At 72.9% G+C, this 16,126-nt stretch carries 15 protein-coding genes; 6 read left to right on the forward strand and 9 right to left on the reverse strand.

All coding sequences use genetic code 11. From position 1 onward, the window contains the following. Window positions 1-3 precede the first annotated feature (3 nt). On the reverse strand, window positions 4-1,227 hold the full coding sequence (locus tag ACFYMP_RS21910) for an AAA family ATPase (RefSeq protein ID WP_388860103.1): 1,224 nt from the start codon (window positions 1,225-1,227) through the stop codon (window positions 4-6). A 168-nt stretch (window positions 1,228-1,395) separates the two neighbouring features. Here ACFYMP_RS21910 and ACFYMP_RS21915 point away from each other — a divergent pair, with 168 nt between their 5' ends. After that, window positions 1,396-1,917 (forward strand): PaaI family thioesterase, encoded by a 522-nt coding sequence (locus tag ACFYMP_RS21915; protein WP_388860106.1) that lies wholly within the window; start codon window positions 1,396-1,398, stop codon window positions 1,915-1,917. Window positions 1,918-2,291: 374 nt separating this feature from the next. Here ACFYMP_RS21915 and ACFYMP_RS21920 read toward each other — a convergent pair whose 3' ends face one another. Next, entirely contained in the window at window positions 2,292-3,659 is a 1,368-nt protein-coding gene (locus ACFYMP_RS21920) for a metallophosphoesterase (protein ID WP_388860109.1), read from the reverse strand. Window positions 3,660-3,754: 95 nt separating this feature from the next. Continuing rightward, on the reverse strand, window positions 3,755-4,006 hold the full coding sequence (locus ACFYMP_RS21925) for an SCO4848 family membrane protein (protein ID WP_363147176.1): 252 nt from the start codon (window positions 4,004-4,006) through the stop codon (window positions 3,755-3,757). A gap of 190 nt (window positions 4,007-4,196) precedes the next feature. On the opposite strand from ACFYMP_RS21925, the gene ACFYMP_RS21930 reads away from it, so the two are divergent. After that, window positions 4,197-5,573, forward strand: coding sequence for a D-alanyl-D-alanine carboxypeptidase family protein (locus ACFYMP_RS21930; RefSeq protein WP_388860112.1), 1,377 nt, complete (start codon window positions 4,197-4,199; stop codon window positions 5,571-5,573). 44 nt (window positions 5,574-5,617) lie between these two features. Here ACFYMP_RS21930 and ACFYMP_RS21935 read toward each other — a convergent pair whose 3' ends face one another. Further along, complete coding sequence (locus ACFYMP_RS21935) at window positions 5,618-6,724, reverse strand: YhjD/YihY/BrkB family envelope integrity protein (RefSeq protein WP_388860115.1); 1,107 nt, start codon at window positions 6,722-6,724, stop codon at window positions 5,618-5,620. Window positions 6,725-6,967: 243 nt separating this feature from the next. Here ACFYMP_RS21935 and ACFYMP_RS21940 point away from each other — a divergent pair, with 243 nt between their 5' ends. Beyond that, window positions 6,968-7,723, forward strand: coding sequence for a decaprenylphospho-beta-D-erythro-pentofuranosid-2-ulose 2-reductase (locus ACFYMP_RS21940; RefSeq protein ID WP_388860118.1), 756 nt, complete (start codon window positions 6,968-6,970; stop codon window positions 7,721-7,723). 111 nt (window positions 7,724-7,834) lie between these two features. On the opposite strand, the gene ACFYMP_RS21945 is transcribed toward ACFYMP_RS21940, so the two are convergent. Together ACFYMP_RS21945 and trpS are read right to left on the reverse strand one after the other, a co-directional pair. Continuing rightward, window positions 7,835-8,416 carry a 2'-5' RNA ligase family protein gene (locus ACFYMP_RS21945; RefSeq protein ID WP_388860121.1) on the reverse strand — a complete coding sequence of 194 codons (582 nt, stop codon included), beginning with the start codon at window positions 8,414-8,416 and terminating at the stop codon, window positions 7,835-7,837. Window positions 8,417-8,692: 276 nt separating this feature from the next. Next, a complete protein-coding gene (trpS, locus tag ACFYMP_RS21950; RefSeq protein WP_388860124.1) occupies window positions 8,693-9,706 on the reverse strand; it encodes a tryptophan--tRNA ligase in 1,014 nt (337 codons plus the stop codon). A 172-nt stretch (window positions 9,707-9,878) separates the two neighbouring features. Here trpS and ACFYMP_RS21955 point away from each other — a divergent pair, with 172 nt between their 5' ends. Both ACFYMP_RS21955 and rocD read left to right on the forward strand, forming a co-directional pair. Beyond that, complete coding sequence (locus ACFYMP_RS21955; RefSeq protein WP_388860127.1) at window positions 9,879-10,283, forward strand: signal peptidase I; 405 nt, start codon at window positions 9,879-9,881, stop codon at window positions 10,281-10,283. A gap of 307 nt (window positions 10,284-10,590) precedes the next feature. Further along, window positions 10,591-11,808, forward strand: a complete 1,218-nt coding sequence (rocD, locus tag ACFYMP_RS21960) for an ornithine--oxo-acid transaminase (protein WP_388860172.1) — start codon at window positions 10,591-10,593, stop codon at window positions 11,806-11,808. 44 nt (window positions 11,809-11,852) lie between these two features. On the opposite strand, the gene ACFYMP_RS21965 is transcribed toward rocD, so the two are convergent. The 3 genes from ACFYMP_RS21965 to ACFYMP_RS21975 all read right to left on the reverse strand — a co-directional run bounded on the left by ACFYMP_RS21965 (window position 11,853) and on the right by ACFYMP_RS21975 (window position 15,414). Next, entirely contained in the window at window positions 11,853-13,043 is a 1,191-nt protein-coding gene (locus ACFYMP_RS21965; RefSeq protein WP_388860129.1) for a glutathionylspermidine synthase family protein, read from the reverse strand. A gap of 221 nt (window positions 13,044-13,264) precedes the next feature. After that, a complete protein-coding gene (locus ACFYMP_RS21970) occupies window positions 13,265-13,573 on the reverse strand; it encodes a hypothetical protein (protein ID WP_388860175.1) in 309 nt (102 codons plus the stop codon). A gap of 398 nt (window positions 13,574-13,971) precedes the next feature. Beyond that, a complete protein-coding gene (locus ACFYMP_RS21975) occupies window positions 13,972-15,414 on the reverse strand; it encodes a PLP-dependent aminotransferase family protein (RefSeq protein WP_388860131.1) in 1,443 nt (480 codons plus the stop codon). A gap of 46 nt (window positions 15,415-15,460) precedes the next feature. On the opposite strand from ACFYMP_RS21975, the gene ACFYMP_RS21980 reads away from it, so the two are divergent. Continuing rightward, complete coding sequence (locus ACFYMP_RS21980; protein ID WP_388860133.1) at window positions 15,461-15,982, forward strand: carboxymuconolactone decarboxylase family protein; 522 nt, start codon at window positions 15,461-15,463, stop codon at window positions 15,980-15,982. Window positions 15,983-16,126 lie beyond the last annotated feature (144 nt).

The raw sequence follows: 16,126 nt of genomic DNA on the forward strand, positions 1-16,126 counted from the left end.
AACTCACCGGTCCCCTTCAGGCTTGAGGGGATCTCCATGATTGAAGTACCCCTCCATCCAGAGGTCGCCGAGCAGTGCACCTGAGTCAACATGAGACCGGACCGCCTGACTGTCGGACGGCCTGAAAGCCCGGGTGTAACCAGCGCTGCCCCGATAGAGGACCCTCAGTTCGGCCGGATTAATCCCGTTCACCAAGAATGGCGAATGCGTGGACACGAACACCTGGCCCCGCTCGGCTGCTGTTCTGCACTCCTCTGCCAGTTCGATCAGCAGCTTGGGGTGCAGATGATTTTCCGGCTCTTCGATACCGATGAGGCTGGGGGGCTCCGGATCATGAAGTGCGATCAAGTATGAGAGCATCTTCAGAGTTCCGTCCGACGCCCACCTCGACTGCACAGGATCAGCAAACGGCGCGTCCTTCAACTGCAGAAGAAGTCGCCCGTCGTCCAAGGGGCGAGTTTTCACCTCTTGAAGTTGAGGAACTCGCGCAGCAAGGATTCGGAGGATCTCTCTGAGCCGTTCGGGATGCTGCTCATCAAGGTACTGCATGACGTTGGGGAGGTTGTCTCCAGTACGCGAAAGACGCTCTTGCGGACCAGACTCCGGAGTCCCCCGCGCATCGTCAGCAGAGATATACGAGAGATACCAGCCAGTAATGAACTGACGGAGAGCATTAACTCGTGGATGGGCCGCCAACTGCCCCAAGGTGCTGACTGCCAGCAGATCTGGCGAAGTCAGCTTTTCCGGAACCCGCCGGTCCTGTTCCTCTGGCGTCTCTCCCGCAATAACCGTACCTTCTCCGTATTTGAAGTCGAGAAAAGTGTACGGCTTGCCATATTGTTTACCTCGCCTCCATTTCAGCGTCTCGGAAGCGACGACCGGCCCCCTCTTGCCGTCCTCGATAGCAAGGTGATAGGTAATCGGCGTCAACCCTGGTTCTCTGTACTTGATTTCGAACTCTACCGGACCAGAGGACCCCCGAGACCTGATCTCCTTGCCACGGCCGCGCCGGTCCCATGCGCGACGCAGCCCGTCATCAAGGCATTCAGCCAAAAAGGCGAATACGTCAAATAGGGTCGACTTCCCACTCCCATTCGGCCCGGCAAATACGGTGAGTGGCGTGATTTCCCCCAGCTCAAGGTCACGAAGGACGCGATAGTTCCGAACTCGTAGGCTTTCGATTCGGGCCAGTCCGCGCGTGGTAGGAGCTGCCATCAGTATTTCCATTCGACGAGGGTAGATGGCTGATTCAGTTGTTGAACCGCTGCGCATGAAGAGCTGCAGAGGATGCGCTCACTCTAGCCACTGCACCGTCGCAGTCGTGCCGTCCTATGTGCTGGGTAGGACCCATCGGACGAACACCTCACGGCACACCACGACAGGACGGCATCCGCCATGACGACCGACATCGGCGCCTTCGCCCAGGGGATCTTCGACGCCCAGCCGTTCAGCCGTTTTCTCGGCGCGGAGCTGACCGGGGTGGGCCCCGGCTCGGCCGAGATCCGTATCCGCAACCGGCCGGAGATCCAGCAGCAGCACGGCTTCGTCCACGGTGGTGTCCTGAGCTACCTGGCGGACAACGCGCTGACCTTCGCGGGCGGGCTCGCACTCGGCGGGGACGCGCTCACCGCCGAGTACAAGATCAACTACGCGCGCCCGGCCGTGGGCGAGTTCGTCCTCGCGCGCGCGAAGGCGCTGGTGACCACGCGGCGCCAGGCGGTCTGCCAGTGCGAGGTGTACGCCCTCCAGGGGGAGACCGAGCGCCTGGTGGCCGTGGCCCAGGGCACGATCGTCGCGGCGGGCGGGGAACAGCCGTCACGGACACAGGCACCGGGACAGGAAGAGGCGCAGACGCAGGGGCAGGGGCGGGGGCAGGAACAGGGGCAGGCACAGGCACAGGCGCCGACGCGGCCCTGACCCCCGTCCGAGTGCGGCCGTTGACCCTGGCGTGCGGCGCGGGCCACGGCGTCCCGGGGACCTTCTACCGCCCCGGCCGCGCGGCCGGGGCCCCGGTGGCGGCCGGTTCGCCGCTCGCGGCCCGCGCGCGACGGCCGGCGAGGCGGGCGAGGCCGGCGAGACCGACGAGGCGGGCGAAGGCGTCCCCGCGCCGGGGCGGGCCGGGGATCTCGTCTCGGCGTCGAAGCCGCAGACCGTGGCGGCGAGAGCGGTCCAGGGCCAGGAGCCCAGGGCCGGGAGACCAGGACCAGGAGACCAGGACGGGCCGCCCGGGGCCGGGTGCGCGTCACCGTCGGCTGCGGCGGGCGAGGGGCCCACCGTCGTCGGCGCGCGCCTCACGCCTCCCGCGAGGCCAGCCGGACCACCGTGATGTCCGAGGGCGCCCCCACCCGTACCGGCGGGCCCCAGGCGCCCGCGCCCCGGGTCACGTACAGCTGCGTGTCGCCGTAGCGGTCGAGGCCCGCGACCGTGGGATTGGACAGCTTCGCGACGAGGTTGCCGGGGAAGAGCTGTCCGCCGTGGGTGTGGCCGGAGAGCTGGAGGTCCACCCCGTGCTTCACCGCGTCGTGGATCATCACGGGCTGGTGCGCCAGGAGGACCGAGGCGCGCGAGGTGTCCCGGCCGCCCAGCGCTCTGCCGTAGTCGGGGGCGGCGTGGTGGTCCGCGCCCGAGATGTCGTTGACGCCCGCGAGGTCGAAGCCGGGCAGTTCCACGCGGGCGTTCTCCAGCGGGTGCAGGCCCAGCTCCCGTACCTCGTCGATCCACTCGTCGGCGCCCGAGTAGTACTCGTGGTTACCCGTGACGAAGTAGCTCCCGTGCCTGGACCGCAGTTGGCTGAGGGGTTCGGCGGCCGGTCCGAGGTCGGCCACCGAGCCGTCCACGAGGTCCCCGACCACCGCGACGAGGTCCGGCTGCGTCGCGTTGATCGTGTCGACGACGCGCCGGGTGTGCGCGCGGCCGAGGACCGGGCCCAGGTGGATGTCGCTGACCACGGCGATCCGGTAGCCGTGCGCCGAGCGCGGCAGCTTCGTCAGCGGAATCGTGACGTCCTTGACGCGTGGGCCGCGCAGCACCCCGTACGTCCCCTGCGCGACGGTCCCCACGGCGGCGGCCGCCGCCGCTCCCCCGACGATCCGCGACACGAACAGACGGCGGGAGGGGGCCGGGCGGGAAGCCGGGGGCCCGGCCTCCCCCACCGCCGGGACCGGCCCGGCCTCCTCCACCGCCGGGGCCGGGGCCGGGGCCGGGGGCGCGGCCCCCGTCCGCGTCCCCTCCGGTGGTTCGGCGGCCGCCGGCCCCTGTTCCGCGCCCACGGTCACCCCGGCGCGCTCCGCCCCCCGGCCCGCCCGGATCTCGTCCTCCTCCTCACTCGTAAGGGTGGTACGGCGGCGCGTCACCCGTATGAGGAGGGGGCGCAGCAGTTCCCCGGCCAGCACGGCGAGGAGGAGGTAGAGCGCGAGGGCCGCCCACAGGAAGCCGGGCCAGGCCAGGACCTGCTGCACCCGGAAGGGGAGACCGGAGCGGCTGCCCGCCATCGCCGCGACCATCAGGACGGGACCGGCCACGAAGAGCGCCGTGCCCAGTCGGCGGGCGGGTCCGGGGCCCGCTGTCGTGTCGCGTACGAGCCTGCGCCACAGGTACCGGTGCAGGGCGGCGAGCACGGCGAGCGCGACGAGCCCGGCCGCCGCGAAGAGAATGACCATGCCGCGTCAACGGGCCGCCCGGGGGCGGGGTTCCCGCAGCGGTTCGCGGGGCCGCCGGGTTCCCCCCGGGGGGCGCCGCCGGCCCGGTCAGGGCCTCACACCGGGAGGTCGGCCTTCCGGAGGGCGCGCAGGCCCCGGAACCCGATGGCGCCTACAACCGTCCCAAGAACAAAGGACACCACCGCGAGCAGCAGGTGGACCCAGAAGTAGGCGGTCGGGTCTCCGGCGTCGTCGAAGGCGAGGCCGCTCCCGTCCTTCCAGAGATTCTTCGCGAAAGTGATCCAGATGATCCAGCTCCACACCCCGAAAGCGAGCAGGAACCAGGAGAGGGGGCGGCTGAGCTTCATGCTCCCAGTATCGCGCCGGGGTCGCGCCGCCCTTCGCGGGGGTGCGCGGGACGGGGCGGCCGGCCGGGGGACGCCCGTACCGCAGGAGCGGACGGCGAAGGCGGCGCACACGCGGGGGCGTACTGCGGACGGCCCAGTGATCAGGGGCTCGCGACTTGCCCCCGCCGCCACGGAAGGTACGTTCCTGAGCGTGCCTGCCTCCAAAAAGCCCGCGTCGGCGCCCTCCTGGATCGCCCGCGCCTCCGTACTGTCCCTGTTGTCCGTGCTGTCCGTGACCCCCGCGTTCGCCACCGCCGCCTTCGCGGACGAGGGCCCCCGGAAGCCGGAGGCACCCCGGCCCCCGGCGGCGATGTCCGACGTGGGCGGGGCGCGGCTGGCCCGCCCCGGTACGCAGGTGCGGCCGAAGGCCGGGGCGCCCGCGCTGCCGAAGAAGGTGTCCGCGCGGTCCTGGCTGGTCGCCGACGCCGAGTCCGGGCAGATCCTCGCGGCGCACAACCCGCACTGGCGCCTCGCCCCGGCCAGCACGCTGAAGATGCTGTTCGCGGACACCCTGCTGCCGAAGTTCCCGAAGGACCAAGTGCACCGGGTCAGCCTGAACGACCTCGCGGGGATCGGCGCCGGGTCCAGTCTGGTCGGCATCAAGGAGGACCTGCCGTACTCGGTGCACGATCTGTGGCTCGGCGTGTTCCTGCGCTCGGGCAACGACGCGGTGCACGTCCTGTCCTCGATGAACCACGGGGTCGACGCGACCGTCAAGGACATGCAGGAGCACGCGCACGACCTCCAGGCCGAGGACACGCACGTCGTCACCCCGGACGGGTACGACGCGAAGGGCCAGGTGTCGAGCGCGTACGACCTGACGCTGTTCGCCCGCAGCGGCCTGCAGAAGAAGGACTTCCGGGAGTACTGCTCGACCGCCTACGCCGACTTCCCCGGGCTGTACGCGAAGAAGGGCAAGAAGGACGAGGACCGGGACCAGGACGCCGGGGCCGGGGCGACGACGGGGCAGGCCGGGTCGGGGCAGTCGGGCGCCAAGAGCGCCGAGGACACCCGGAAGCGCGAGCACTTCGGCATCCAGAACACCAACCGCCTGCTGACCGGCGCCCCCGGTCTCGACAAGTACCCGGGCATCGCGGGCGTCAAGAACGGCAACACGACCAACGCGGGCGCGACCTACACGGGGCTCGCCCAGCGCGGTGGCCGGCAGCTCCTGGTCACCGTCATGCACCCCGAGCCGGACGAGCCCCAGGCCGTCTACAAGGAGGCCGGGCGGCTGCTCGACTGGGGTTTCGCGGCCGACGGGAAGGTCACCCCGGTCGGTGAGCTGGTCGCCCCGCGCAGCGTCCTCGCCGAGCAGGCGAAGGCGCGCGCGAAGCGGGAGGGCGCGCACGGCGGCAGCAGGGCGGGCGGGGCCGGCCAGGCCTCCGCCTCCGGTCCCGCCGAGGAGTCCGGCGGCCTGGGCACGGCCCTCGCGATCACCGGCGGCACGCTCGTCGTCCTGGGCGGCGTCGTGTACGTCGTACGGCGGCGGCGTCCGCTCCCGGGCGGGGGCGGCGGACAGGGCTGAGGCAGCGGCGGGCGGGCCCCCTCCCGAGGGCCCGCCCGCCCCGTTCAGCCCTCCCCGGCCGGGCCCCGCTTCGCACTCGCCGCACGGGTCGCGCCGTTCGCCTCGCGGGGCGCGGCGGGGGCGACGGGACGTACGGCCGTCTCCCGCGCGTCCCGGGGGGCCTCCGGGGCCTCCGCGCCCTCGGGGATCTCCGGAACCTTCGCGATCGGGCCCTCCGGCCGCTCCGGTCCGGCCGGCCGCTCCGGTCCGCCCGGCTCCTCGGGGACGAGCGGGTCGCCGTCCGCCAGTTCCTCCTTCATGTCCCGCGTGTGCTTCGTCGCCGACCAGGCCGCGCAGTACAGGAGCAGTTTCGCGGTGAAGTTGATCCACAGGAGCAGCGCCACGGGGACGCCGAAGGCCCCGTACGTGTTCTTCGCGGCGACGCCGCTGATGTAGCCGCCGATCAGCAGTTTCAGCAGTTCGAAGCCGATCGCGCCGATCGCGGAGGCGAAGACCAGCGAACGCCGGTCCGGGTGCACTCCGGGCAGCAGGCTCAGGACGTACAGGAGCAGCAGGAAGTCCGCGAGGACGGCGACCGCGAAGGCCAGGACCCGCAGCAGAACGCCCCCGGCGCCGCTCTCCTCGATGCCGAGCTGCCGGGCGCTCCAGCCGATCGCGGTGGAGGAGAGCGTGGAGGCGGCCGCCGAGAGCAGTCCGGCGCCGCCCAGGCCCACGAGGACCCCCGCGTCCTTGACCTTGCGCAGCAGCGGGTTGCCCTCGTCCTCGGGGACCTCCCACACCACGCGCAGGCACTCGCGCATCGAGCCGACCCAGTTGATCCCGGTGAACAGCAGCAGCGCACCGGCGACGACGCCGACCGTGCCCGCGTTGTCGACGAGTCCCTGGAGGTCGAGCTGGTCGGCGATGCCGGGGATCTGCTCCTTGACCCGGTCCTGGAGGTCGGCGACCTCGTCGGGGCCCACCGTGCCCGCGACGAGCGCGGCGGCCACCGAGATGAGCGGGAAGACCGCGAGGAAGCTGGTGAAGGTCATCGCGGCGGCCAGCCGCGTCCACTTCACGGCGTCGAGCCGTTCGTAGGCGCGGTAGACGTGGGTCCGCATCGCGCGTGCGATGTACGGCCCGACGCCGGGAAGTCTGGTGAGGAAGTCCATGCCGTGTCCGCCCTCCGGGGGAGCGCCGTTCTCTCGGGGGTACCCCGGAAAAGGGGCACGGCCGCCAGGTTCACGCCGACATCTGCCCGCGACCCGGGCCCGGCACTCCGGCACGCCGCCCCCGCCCCCCGCGATAGTCCGATCCGGTGAGCTATGCGTCGATTTGGGCGTATTCGGATGGTGTGCGGCGATACGGTCGCCGTCAGGTTCCCTGCCCCCTCTCCCTCTGGAGGAGCCCGGCCCATGAAGGACGCGATCGGACCGCCCCGCTCCCTGCTGATCCTGGGCGGCACCTCCGAGCTGGGTCTCGCCACGGCCCGGCGGATGATCGGCCGCCGCACCCGCACGGTGTGGCTGGCCGGCCGGCTCTCCCCCGCGCTGGACGCGGCGGCCCGCGAACTGCGGGCGCTGGGCGCGCGGGTGCACACCGTCGCCTTCGACGCGCTGGACCCCGGCGGGCACGAGGAGTCCCTCGGCAAGGTGTTCGCGGAGGGGCCCGTGGACCTCGTCCTGCTGGCCTTCGGGGTGGCGGGCGACCAGCTCAACGACGAGGCCGACCCGCCGGCCGCCGTCCGCGTCGCGCAGACCAACTACACGGGCGCGGTCTCGGCGGGCCTGGTGTGCGGGATGGCGCTCCAGGCGCAGGGCCACGGCACGCTCGTCGTCCTGTCCTCGGTGGCCGGGGAGCGGGCCCGCAGGTCCGACTTCATCTACGGCTCCTCGAAGGCGGGGCTCGACTCCTTCGCGCAGGGCCTCGGCGACGCGCTGTACGGGACCGGGGTGCGGGTCATGGTCGTACGGCCGGGCCCGGTGCGTTCGCGCAAGGCGGTGGGACCGGACGAGGGGCTGCTGTCCACGACCCCGGAGGCGGTGTCCGAGGCCATCGAGCTGGGGCTGCGGCGCGGCGCGGAGACGGTGTGGGTGCCCGGCCTGCTGCGGTTCGTCATGGCCGGGGTGCGGCACGTGCCGCGCGCCCTGTTCCGGCGTCTGCCGCTGTGACCTGACGCGGGGCGAACGGGACACGGGGGCGAACGGGACACGGGGGCGAGCGGGACACGGGGGCGAGCGGGACACGGGGCCGCGCCCGGGGCGGCGGGTGCGGCCCCGGGCTCAGCCGATGGGGTGGCTGCCCTCGCTCGTGGGGGCCCCGGCCTGCGCGGGCACGCCGGCGGCGCCGAAGAAGAAGGTCCGCAGCTGCCGCCACACCCCGTCGGCGCCCTGTTCGTACAGGCCGAAGCCGGTGCAGTCCCAGGCGGCCGAGTAGTCCGACAGCTCCTCGAAGGCGCGGTCCATCGCGTCCTCCGCGATGCCGTGGGCGACGGTGACGTGCGGGTGGTAGGGGAACTGGAGTTCCCGCGCGATCGGCCCGGAGGCGTCCCTGACCTGCTTCTGGAGCCAGGTGCAGGCGTCCGCGCCCTCGACGACGCGGACGTAGACGACCGGGGAGACCGGCCGGAAGGTGCCCGTGCCGGACAGCCGCATCGGGAAGGCGCGCCCGGCCGCGGCGACCTCCGCGAGATGCGTCTCGACGGCGGGCAGGACGCCGGTGTCCGCCTCGGTCGGCGGGAGCAGCGTGATGTGCGTGGGGATGCCGTGCGCAGCGGGATCACCGAAGTCCGCGCGCAGCCGTTGGAGCCGGCTGCCGTAAGGCTCCGGGACCGCGATCGAAACGCCGAGCGTTACGGTCCCCACGTCCTACTCCGATCTCTTCGGTTCAGTTCTGCGGCCCGGGGCCGGGCCGCCCCGCCGGGCCGTCCCACCGGTCCGGCGCCGGGCCAGTCCCGCCGGCCCCGCTCGTGTGTCCTGTACCCCCGCCGTACGGCCAGTGTCGCGCTCGGGGCCGCGCACGGCCAAGCCCCACGGTGTGTGCCTGGTGTCACGCGCGGCCCGTGCGCCGCACGCGCCGAGCGCGTGAGCCGTGCGCGGGGCGGGCGCCCGCCGGCCGCTCACCGGCGGGCGCGGTCCGGCTCAGCGCTTGGCCGGGAGGAATCCCACCTTGTCGTACACCTGGGCGAGGGTCTCGGCGGCGACGGCGCGCGCCTTCTCGGCGCCCTTGGCCAGGATCGAGTCCAGCGTCTCGGGGTCGTCCAGATATTCCTGGGTGCGGGTGCGGAACGGGGTGACGAAGTCCACGACGACCTCGGCGAGGTCCGTCTTGAGCGCGCCGTACATCTTGCCCTCGTACTTCTCCTCCAGCTCGGCGACGCTCGCGCCGGTCAGGTTGGAGTAGATGCCGAGCAGGTTGCTGACGCCGGGCTTGCCCACCGGGTCGTAGCGCACGACGGTGTCGGTGTCGGTGACCGCGCTCTTCACCTTCTTGGCCGTCGCCTTCGGCTCGTCCATGAGGTTGATCAGGCCCTTGGGCGAGGAGGCCGACTTGCTCATCTTGTTGGCCGGTTCCTGGAGGTCGTAGATCTTCGCGGTCTCCTTCAGGATGTACGCGTCCGGGACCGTGAAGGTCTCCCCGTACCGTCCGTTGAAACGCTCCGCGAGGTCCCGGGTCAGCTCGATGTGCTGGCGCTGGTCCTCGCCGACCGGGACCTGATGGGCCTGGTAGAGGAGGATGTCGGCGACCTGGAGCACGGGGTAGGTGAAGAGGCCGACCGTGGTGCCCTCGGCGCCCTGCTTCGCGGACTTGTCCTTGAACTGCGTCATCCGGGACGCCTCGCCGAAGCCGGTGAGGCAGTTCATGACCCAGCCCAGTTCGGCGTGCTCGGGGACGTGGCTCTGCACGAACAGGGTGCAGCGCTCGGGGTCCAGGCCCGCGCCCAGGAGCTGCGCGGCGGCGAGCCGGGTGTTGGCGCGCAGGTCGGCCGGGGCCTGCGGCACGGTGATCGCGTGCAGGTCGGCCAGCATGTAGAAGGCGTCGTGCGATTCCTGGAGCGCCACCCACTGGCGGACCGCGCCGAGGTAGTTGCCGAGGTGGAACGAGCCCGCGCTGGGCTGGATTCCGGAGAGCACACGAGAACGTTCAGAGGCCATGGCGCCCATTCTCTCAGGTGCCTCTCACGGTCCGGGGACAGGTGCCGCGCACCCGTCGGGCGCGTTTCGGCGCCCGCGTCCGGGACCTCGTCCCTCCGCCCTCCACGGCCTCCCGCGCGGGCTTCGCGCTCCCGTTCGAGGTGCGGCCGGTCCTCCCGGTAGCGTCCGGTCCATGAACGAGAGCGGAACGCGGGCCCCGGGGCCCGTCGGCGCGGAACAGGTGTACGTGGGCAAGGCGGGTAAGGACGCGGCGCTGGACCGGGGGTGGCTGCTGGGCCACTTCAAGCCCGAGGGAGATCCCCGACACAGCGAGGCCGTGGAGATCAAGTGGGGCGTGCACCCGCCGGGCGACACCCGGGCCGAGTGGGTGCGCGGGGAGGTCAGGGAGGCGCTGCTCGTCCTGATCAGCGGCCGCTTCCGGGTCGAGCTGCCCGGCCGCAGCGTCCTGCTGGAGGAACAGGGCGACTACGTGGTGTGGGGCCGGGGCGTGGACCACTCGTGGACGGCGGAGGAGGAGTCGGTCGTCCTCACGGTGCGCTGGCCCTCGGTGCCGGGATACGCGGTCGGGCGGGACTGAGGCGGGGCGGGACGGGACGGGGGTCCGGGACGGGGGTCCGGGACGGCTGGCGGGACGGGGTGGCGGGCGTCGGCCAGCCGTCCGGCGCACCCACGTACGGCGTCCGGCCGGGCGCGGCCACGCACGGGGTGTTCGTCCGGGCGCGCCCACGCACGGGGGGTTCCCTCTCCCGCGGGGCGCGCGAGGATACAACGAGGGGCACGCAACCCGCCGGACCCACCGGCCCAGCCCCGTACTTCGGACGGACGGAGACCCCGTGTCGAGCCACCTTCCCCCCGGCCAGCACCCCGAGAAGCCGGCCGGCGCGATCACCCCCGCGACCGCCGGGGCGGTGTCCGCCGCGCAGGCGCACAGCGCGCACAACTACCACCCGCTGCCGGTCGTCGTGGCCGAGGCCGAGGGCGCGTGGATGACGGACATCGAGGGCCGCCGCTACCTGGACATGCTGGCCGGCTACTCGGCGCTCAACTTCGGGCACGGCAACCGCCGGCTGATCGAGGCGGCGAAGGCCCAGCTGGACCGGGTCACGCTCACCTCGCGCGCCTTCTACCACGACCGTTTCGCGGACTTCTGCACCCGGCTCGCGGCGCTGTGCGGCATGGAGGCGGTACTGCCGATGAACACCGGCGCGGAGGCCGTCGAGACGGCGGTGAAGACGGCGCGCAAATGGGGCTACCGGGTCAAGGGCGTACCCGAGGGCATGGCCAAGATCGTCGTGGCGGGCAACAACTTCCACGGCCGGACCACGACCATCGTGAGTTTCTCGACCGACCACGAGGCCCGCGCCGACTACGGTCCGTACACCCCGGGCTTCGACATCGTCCCGTACGGCGACCTGACCTCGCTGCGCGAGGCGCTCACGGACAACACGGTGGCGGTGCTGCTGGAGCCGGTCCAGGGCGAGGCCGGGGTCATCGTGCCGCCCGAGGGCTACCTGCCGGGGGTGCGCGAACTGACCCGGGAGCGCGGGGTGCTGTTCATCGCCGACGAGATCCAGTCGGGCCTGGGCCGCACCGGGCGCACCTTCGCCTGCGAGCACGAGGGCGTCGTCCCCGACATGTACGTGCTGGGCAAGGCGCTGGGCGGCGGGGTGGTCCCGGTCTCGGCCGTCGTGTCCTCCTGGCCGGTGCTCGGCGTGTTCCGCCCCGGAGAGCACGGTTCGACCTTCGGCGGGAACCCGCTGGCCTGCGCGGTGGCGCTGGAGGTGATCGGCCTGCTGGAGAGCGGCGAGTTCCAGCGCCGGGCGACGGAGCTGGGCCACCGCCTGCACCACGCGCTGGGCCTGCTCGCCGAGGAGGGCGACGCGGTGCGGGCGGTGCGCGGGCGCGGCCTGTGGGCCGGGGTGGACGTCGACCCCTCGTACGGCACGGGGCGGGAGATCTCCGAGCGGCTCATGGAACGGGGCGTGCTGGTCAAGGACACGCACAGTTCGACGATCCGGCTCGCCCCGCCGCTGGTGATCAGCGAGGAGGACCTCGACTGGGGCCTCGCGCGGTTGCGGGAGGTGCTGTCCCGGCGGCCGTGAGGCCACCACCCCGCGCCACCGGGGGCCCGGGGGCCCGGGGGCTCTCAGAGGATGACGTGCGGCAGGAAGCGCGCGTACTCGTCGGTGACGAGGCCGGCCGACTCGCGGATGCCGAGGCCCGCCGCCTCGTCCTCGACCACCCAGGCGCCGAGCACGACCCGGTTGCCGTCGAACTCGGGCAGCGGGGCGAGCGCCTGGTAGCAGCACGCCTCCGCCTCCGGGGCCCGGACGGGTACGGGGGTGCCCGCCTCGTGCACGGTGACCCCGGCGCCCTCGCGGCCCAGCAGGGGCTTGGCGACCCAGCCGGTCGTGGTGGCGAGTTCGCGGGGGCCGTCGAGGTAGGCGGGCAGCAGGTTGGGGTGGCCGGGGTACAGCTCCCACAGGATCGCGAGCAGCGCCTTGTTGGAGAGCAGCATCTTCCAGGCCGGTTCGATCCACAGCGTGGAGCCGGTGCCGCCGCCGTTGTCCAGGGTGTCCTGGACGTGGCCGGAGAAGCGGTCGGTCGCGAGCCACTCCCACGGGTAGAGCTTGAAGCAGCTGCGGACGAACTTGAGGCCGAGATCGACGAACCGTCCCGACAGCGGGTCCCAGCCGATGTCCTCCATCGCGATGGCCTCGGTCTCCAGGCCCGCCTGTTCGGCGGTCTCCCGCAGGTAGGCGACCGTCATGAGGTCCTCGCCGAGCTTGTCGGCCACGGAGTGCGCGAAGTACACGGGGCCCGGCGGGAGCAGCGCGGACTGGTTCTTCCACGCGGCGACGAGCCGTTCGTGCAGCGAGTTCCACTGGTCGGCGCCGGGGAAGCGGTCCTCCATCCAGAACCACTGGGGGCTGGCCGCCTCCACGAGGGAGGTAGGTGTGTCGGCGTTGTACTCCAGGAGCCTGGCGGGGCCGCTCCCGTCGTACCGCAGGTCGAAACGGCCGTACAGGGACGGGAGTTCGGCCCGCCGCCGCCAGGATTCCGCGACCAGCTCAACCTGCCGGGGGTCGGTGAGGCCGAGGTCGTGGAAGCGGTCCTTCTCGACGATGAACGCGGCGGCGGCCAGGCACATGGCGTGCAGTTCCTCGACCACCTCCTCCAGCGCCTCGACCTCCGGGAGGGTGAACGCGTAGTAGGCGCTCTCGTCCCAGTAGGGGCGCAGCGAGTCGTCCGGGTAGCGGGTGAGGGGATAGATCAGCCCCTGCTCCTCGACGATCTGCTGCCAGCCCGGCCGTGGTGCGATGGTGTGGCGCCGCATGGTGTGCCTGTCCCCCGTCGTCGTACGTCCGTCGCCGTACGTTCGTTGCCCTACCTTCGGTGCCGTACCTTCGTTGCCGAAAACCCGCTGTGGTACGTCCGTTGCCGAAAGCCCGCTGTCGTATGTCCGTTGTCGCGCGTCCGTTGTCGCGCGTCCGGCGGCGGCCCGCCCGTGGGGGCCGCCTCCCGCCCCCGCCCGGCGGCTGTGCCGCCCCCCGCTGGTCAGCCGCCGCCGCTGCCGCCGTCGTCATCGTCGTCGTCGCAGCCCAGACCGCCGCGCTGTATGGCCCCGTCGCGGGAGAAGGTGCCGTCGCTCGCGCGGCTGCCGTGGACGTCGGAGTCGTAGTACCAGGCGGGCCGGGCCGCGGTGACGCCACCGGCCTTGGCGCTCTTGCCCTTGCCGCCCCCGGAGGGCTTGCAGTCCTTGGAGCCGAGGATCTTGTAGCCGTCGACGGTGTAGCTGTCGCGGTCCACGCACCGCCGGTCGGGGTCGCTGCCGCACGCGGCGAGCGCCATCGCGAGGACCCCCATGCCGCCGAGGACGACCGTGCTCGACCGCAGCCGGCGCGGAGCGGCGAGACTCCCGGCGGCGGCCCGCGCGAGGTCCTCGCCGCCCTCCGGGCCGGTGCTCGTCCCTCCGGCGCCGTCCGCCCCGCGCGGCGCGCGCTGTGTCTGCGTCATGTACTCCCCCGTACCTGTGGCCTTGACCGTCTTCGTTCCTCGCGCCGGGCGCGTGTGCGGGCCGGTGCGCGCGGTGGCTGCCGTACGCGCGGAGGCCGCCGAGCGCCTCACCGCGGCCCGCGCGTTCCGTGTGCCCCCGCCACGGACCTTCACAACCGGCGCTCAGCGTAAGGACTGGGCCCGGAACCCGCCAGTCCCCCGCCCGGGGACCGGCGACGCGGCGCGCCGCCGGGGCCCGGCCCCGCGCCTCACGGCAGCACCCGGCACAGCGCCTCCAGGGCCCTCGTCCACCCGTGGTCGGGCGGGGTGCCGAAGCCGACGACGAGGCCGTCGCTGGCGCGGGGGCCGGAGAAGTCGCCGTCGGGGTGGCGGAAGCGGCTCAGGCCCTCCAGGGCGAGGCCCTGCCAGGTCGCCGCCTGGACGACGGAGTGCTCGGTGCCCTCGGGCAGGACGAGGACGGCGTGCAGCCCGGCGGCGATCCCGTCGACGCGTACGTCGGGGGCGCGTTCGGCGATCGCGGCGACGAGTTCGTCGCGGCGACGGCGGTAGCGCAGCCGCATCGCGCGCACGTGGCGGTCGTAGGCGCCGGAGGTCAGGAACTCCGCGAGGGTCAGCTGTTCGGTGGTGCCGACGCTCCAGCCGGTGTCCGCGTAGGCGTCGGCCCGCTGTTCCCGGGCGAGGGCGTGCGGCAGGACCGTCCAGCCCAGGCGCAGCCCGGGGGCCAGGGACTTGCTGGCGGTGCCGAGGTAGACGACGTGGTCGGGGTCGAGTCCCTGGAGCGCGCCGACGGGCTGCCGGTCGTAGCGGAACTCCCCGTCGTAGTCGTCCTCCAGGATCAGCGCGCCCCGCTCCCGGGCCCAGTCGACGACGGCGGCCCGGCGGTCGGAGTGCAGCGCGCCGCCGGTCGGGAACTGGTGGCCCGGGGTGAGCAGGACGGCGTCGGCCTCGCCGAGCGGGGCGGGATCGGTGCCGAGCGCGTCGAAGGGCAGGGGGCGCACCCGCAGCCCGGCCTCGGTGAGGATCTTCCAGTGGATGTCGAGCCCGTACGCCTCCACGGCGATCTCGCGGGCCCCGCGCCGGTACAGCCAGCCGGCGATCCGCCGCAGGCCCTGGCCGAAGCCGGCGCACACCAGGACCCGGTCCGGCGAGGTGCGTACGCCCCGGGCGCGGGCCAGGTAGTCGGCGAGGGCCTCGCGCAGTTCCGGGCGCCCGCCCCCGTGGCCGTAGCCGAACGCGTCGTTGGGCGCGAGGCTCAGCGCCTTGCGGGCGGCCCGCAGCCATGCGGAGCGCGGGAAGGAGGCCAGGTCGGGGCTGCCGGGCTTGAGGTCGTGGACGGGGCGGGGCCGGGCGCGGGCCGGGCGTACGGGGCGGGGTTCGGGCAGCGGCGAGGTGCGCGCGGCGACCCGGGTACCGGAGCCCTGACGGGCGGTGAGCCAGCCCTCGGCGACCAGCTCCGCGTAGGCGTCGGCGACGGTGTTGCGGGCGAGGCCGAGGTCGGCGGCGAGGCCGCGCGAGGAGGGCAGCCGGGTGCCGGGCGCGAGCCGGCCCGAGCGGACCGCCTCGCGCAGCGCCGCCATGAGCGCGGCGCGCACCCCCGCGCGCCGCGTCCCCGCGTCGCCGCCTTCCGCCGCCGCCCGCACCGAGGTGTCGAGGTGGAGGTCGACCCCGCCATTGGCCCATGAATCCGACATGGGAATGGACCATACACGCGGGCCGCCCGCTCCCTAAGGTGGAGTCATGAGCACGAACGAAGCCCAGCAGAACGACTCGAAGTCCGCGTCCGGTACATACCTCCCGGAGCACACCCCGCGGCTGAGCATGGCCGAGCACGCCCCCGAGGTCTACAAGGCGATGGTCCGGCTCGACGCCGCGACCCGGAAGAACATCGACCCGACCATCCTGGAACTGGTGAAGATCCGTTCCTCGCAGATCAACCACTGCGCCTTCTGCGTCGACATGCACACGAAGGACGCGCTGGCCGCCGGCGAATCGGTCGAGCGGATCGTGCAGCTCAGCGCGTGGGAGGAGTCGAAGCACTTCTACACCTCGCGCGAGATCGCCGCGATCGGGCTGGCCGAGGCGATCACCGTCCTGACCGAGGGCTTCGTGCCCGACGAGGTGTGGGAGAAGGCCGCCGCCGAGTTCGACAAGACGGAGCTGGCCCACCTGCTCGCCGCGATCACGGCGATCAACGCGTGGAACCGCTTCGCCGTCACGACCCGCATGGTGCCGGGGCACTACACCCCGGGGCAGCACTGACGTCCGGCTGTCCACCGTACGGCGAGGGGGGGCGGGCCCCCCGGGGGGGGGGCCCGGGGGGGCGCGCCGCCCCCCCGCCGGGGGGGGGGGGGGGGGCCCCCGCGCCCCCCGCCCCGGGCGGGGGGCGCGGGGGGGGGCCCAGGG

The sequence above is a fragment of the Streptomyces sp. NPDC007088 genome, assembly GCF_042869355.1.
Classification (GTDB): Bacteria; Actinomycetota; Actinomycetes; order Streptomycetales; family Streptomycetaceae; genus Streptomyces.

Excerpts from the sequence above, each read along its gene's own strand:
- ACFYMP_RS21910 (WP_388860103.1), bottom strand. The coding sequence starts at position 1,227 with ATGGAAATACTGATGGCAGCTCCTACCACGCGCGGACTGGCCCGAATC.
- ACFYMP_RS21915 (WP_388860106.1), top strand. The coding sequence starts at position 1,396 with ATGACGACCGACATCGGCGCCTTCGCCCAGGGGATCTTCGACGCCCAG.
- ACFYMP_RS21920 (WP_388860109.1), bottom strand. The coding sequence starts at position 3,659 with ATGGTCATTCTCTTCGCGGCGGCCGGGCTCGTCGCGCTCGCCGTGCTC.
- ACFYMP_RS21925 (WP_363147176.1), bottom strand. The coding sequence starts at position 4,006 with ATGAAGCTCAGCCGCCCCCTCTCCTGGTTCCTGCTCGCTTTCGGGGTG.
- ACFYMP_RS21935 (WP_388860115.1), bottom strand. The coding sequence starts at position 6,724 with ATGGACTTCCTCACCAGACTTCCCGGCGTCGGGCCGTACATCGCACGC.
- ACFYMP_RS21940 (WP_388860118.1), top strand. The coding sequence starts at position 6,968 with ATGAAGGACGCGATCGGACCGCCCCGCTCCCTGCTGATCCTGGGCGGC.
- trpS (WP_388860124.1), bottom strand. The coding sequence starts at position 9,706 with ATGGCCTCTGAACGTTCTCGTGTGCTCTCCGGAATCCAGCCCAGCGCG.
- ACFYMP_RS21955 (WP_388860127.1), top strand. The coding sequence starts at position 9,879 with ATGAACGAGAGCGGAACGCGGGCCCCGGGGCCCGTCGGCGCGGAACAG.
- ACFYMP_RS21965 (WP_388860129.1), bottom strand. The coding sequence starts at position 13,043 with ATGCGGCGCCACACCATCGCACCACGGCCGGGCTGGCAGCAGATCGTC.
- ACFYMP_RS21970 (WP_388860175.1), bottom strand. The coding sequence starts at position 13,573 with ATGGGGGTCCTCGCGATGGCGCTCGCCGCGTGCGGCAGCGACCCCGAC.
- ACFYMP_RS21975 (WP_388860131.1), bottom strand. The coding sequence starts at position 15,414 with ATGTCGGATTCATGGGCCAATGGCGGGGTCGACCTCCACCTCGACACC.
- ACFYMP_RS21980 (WP_388860133.1), top strand. The coding sequence starts at position 15,461 with ATGAGCACGAACGAAGCCCAGCAGAACGACTCGAAGTCCGCGTCCGGT.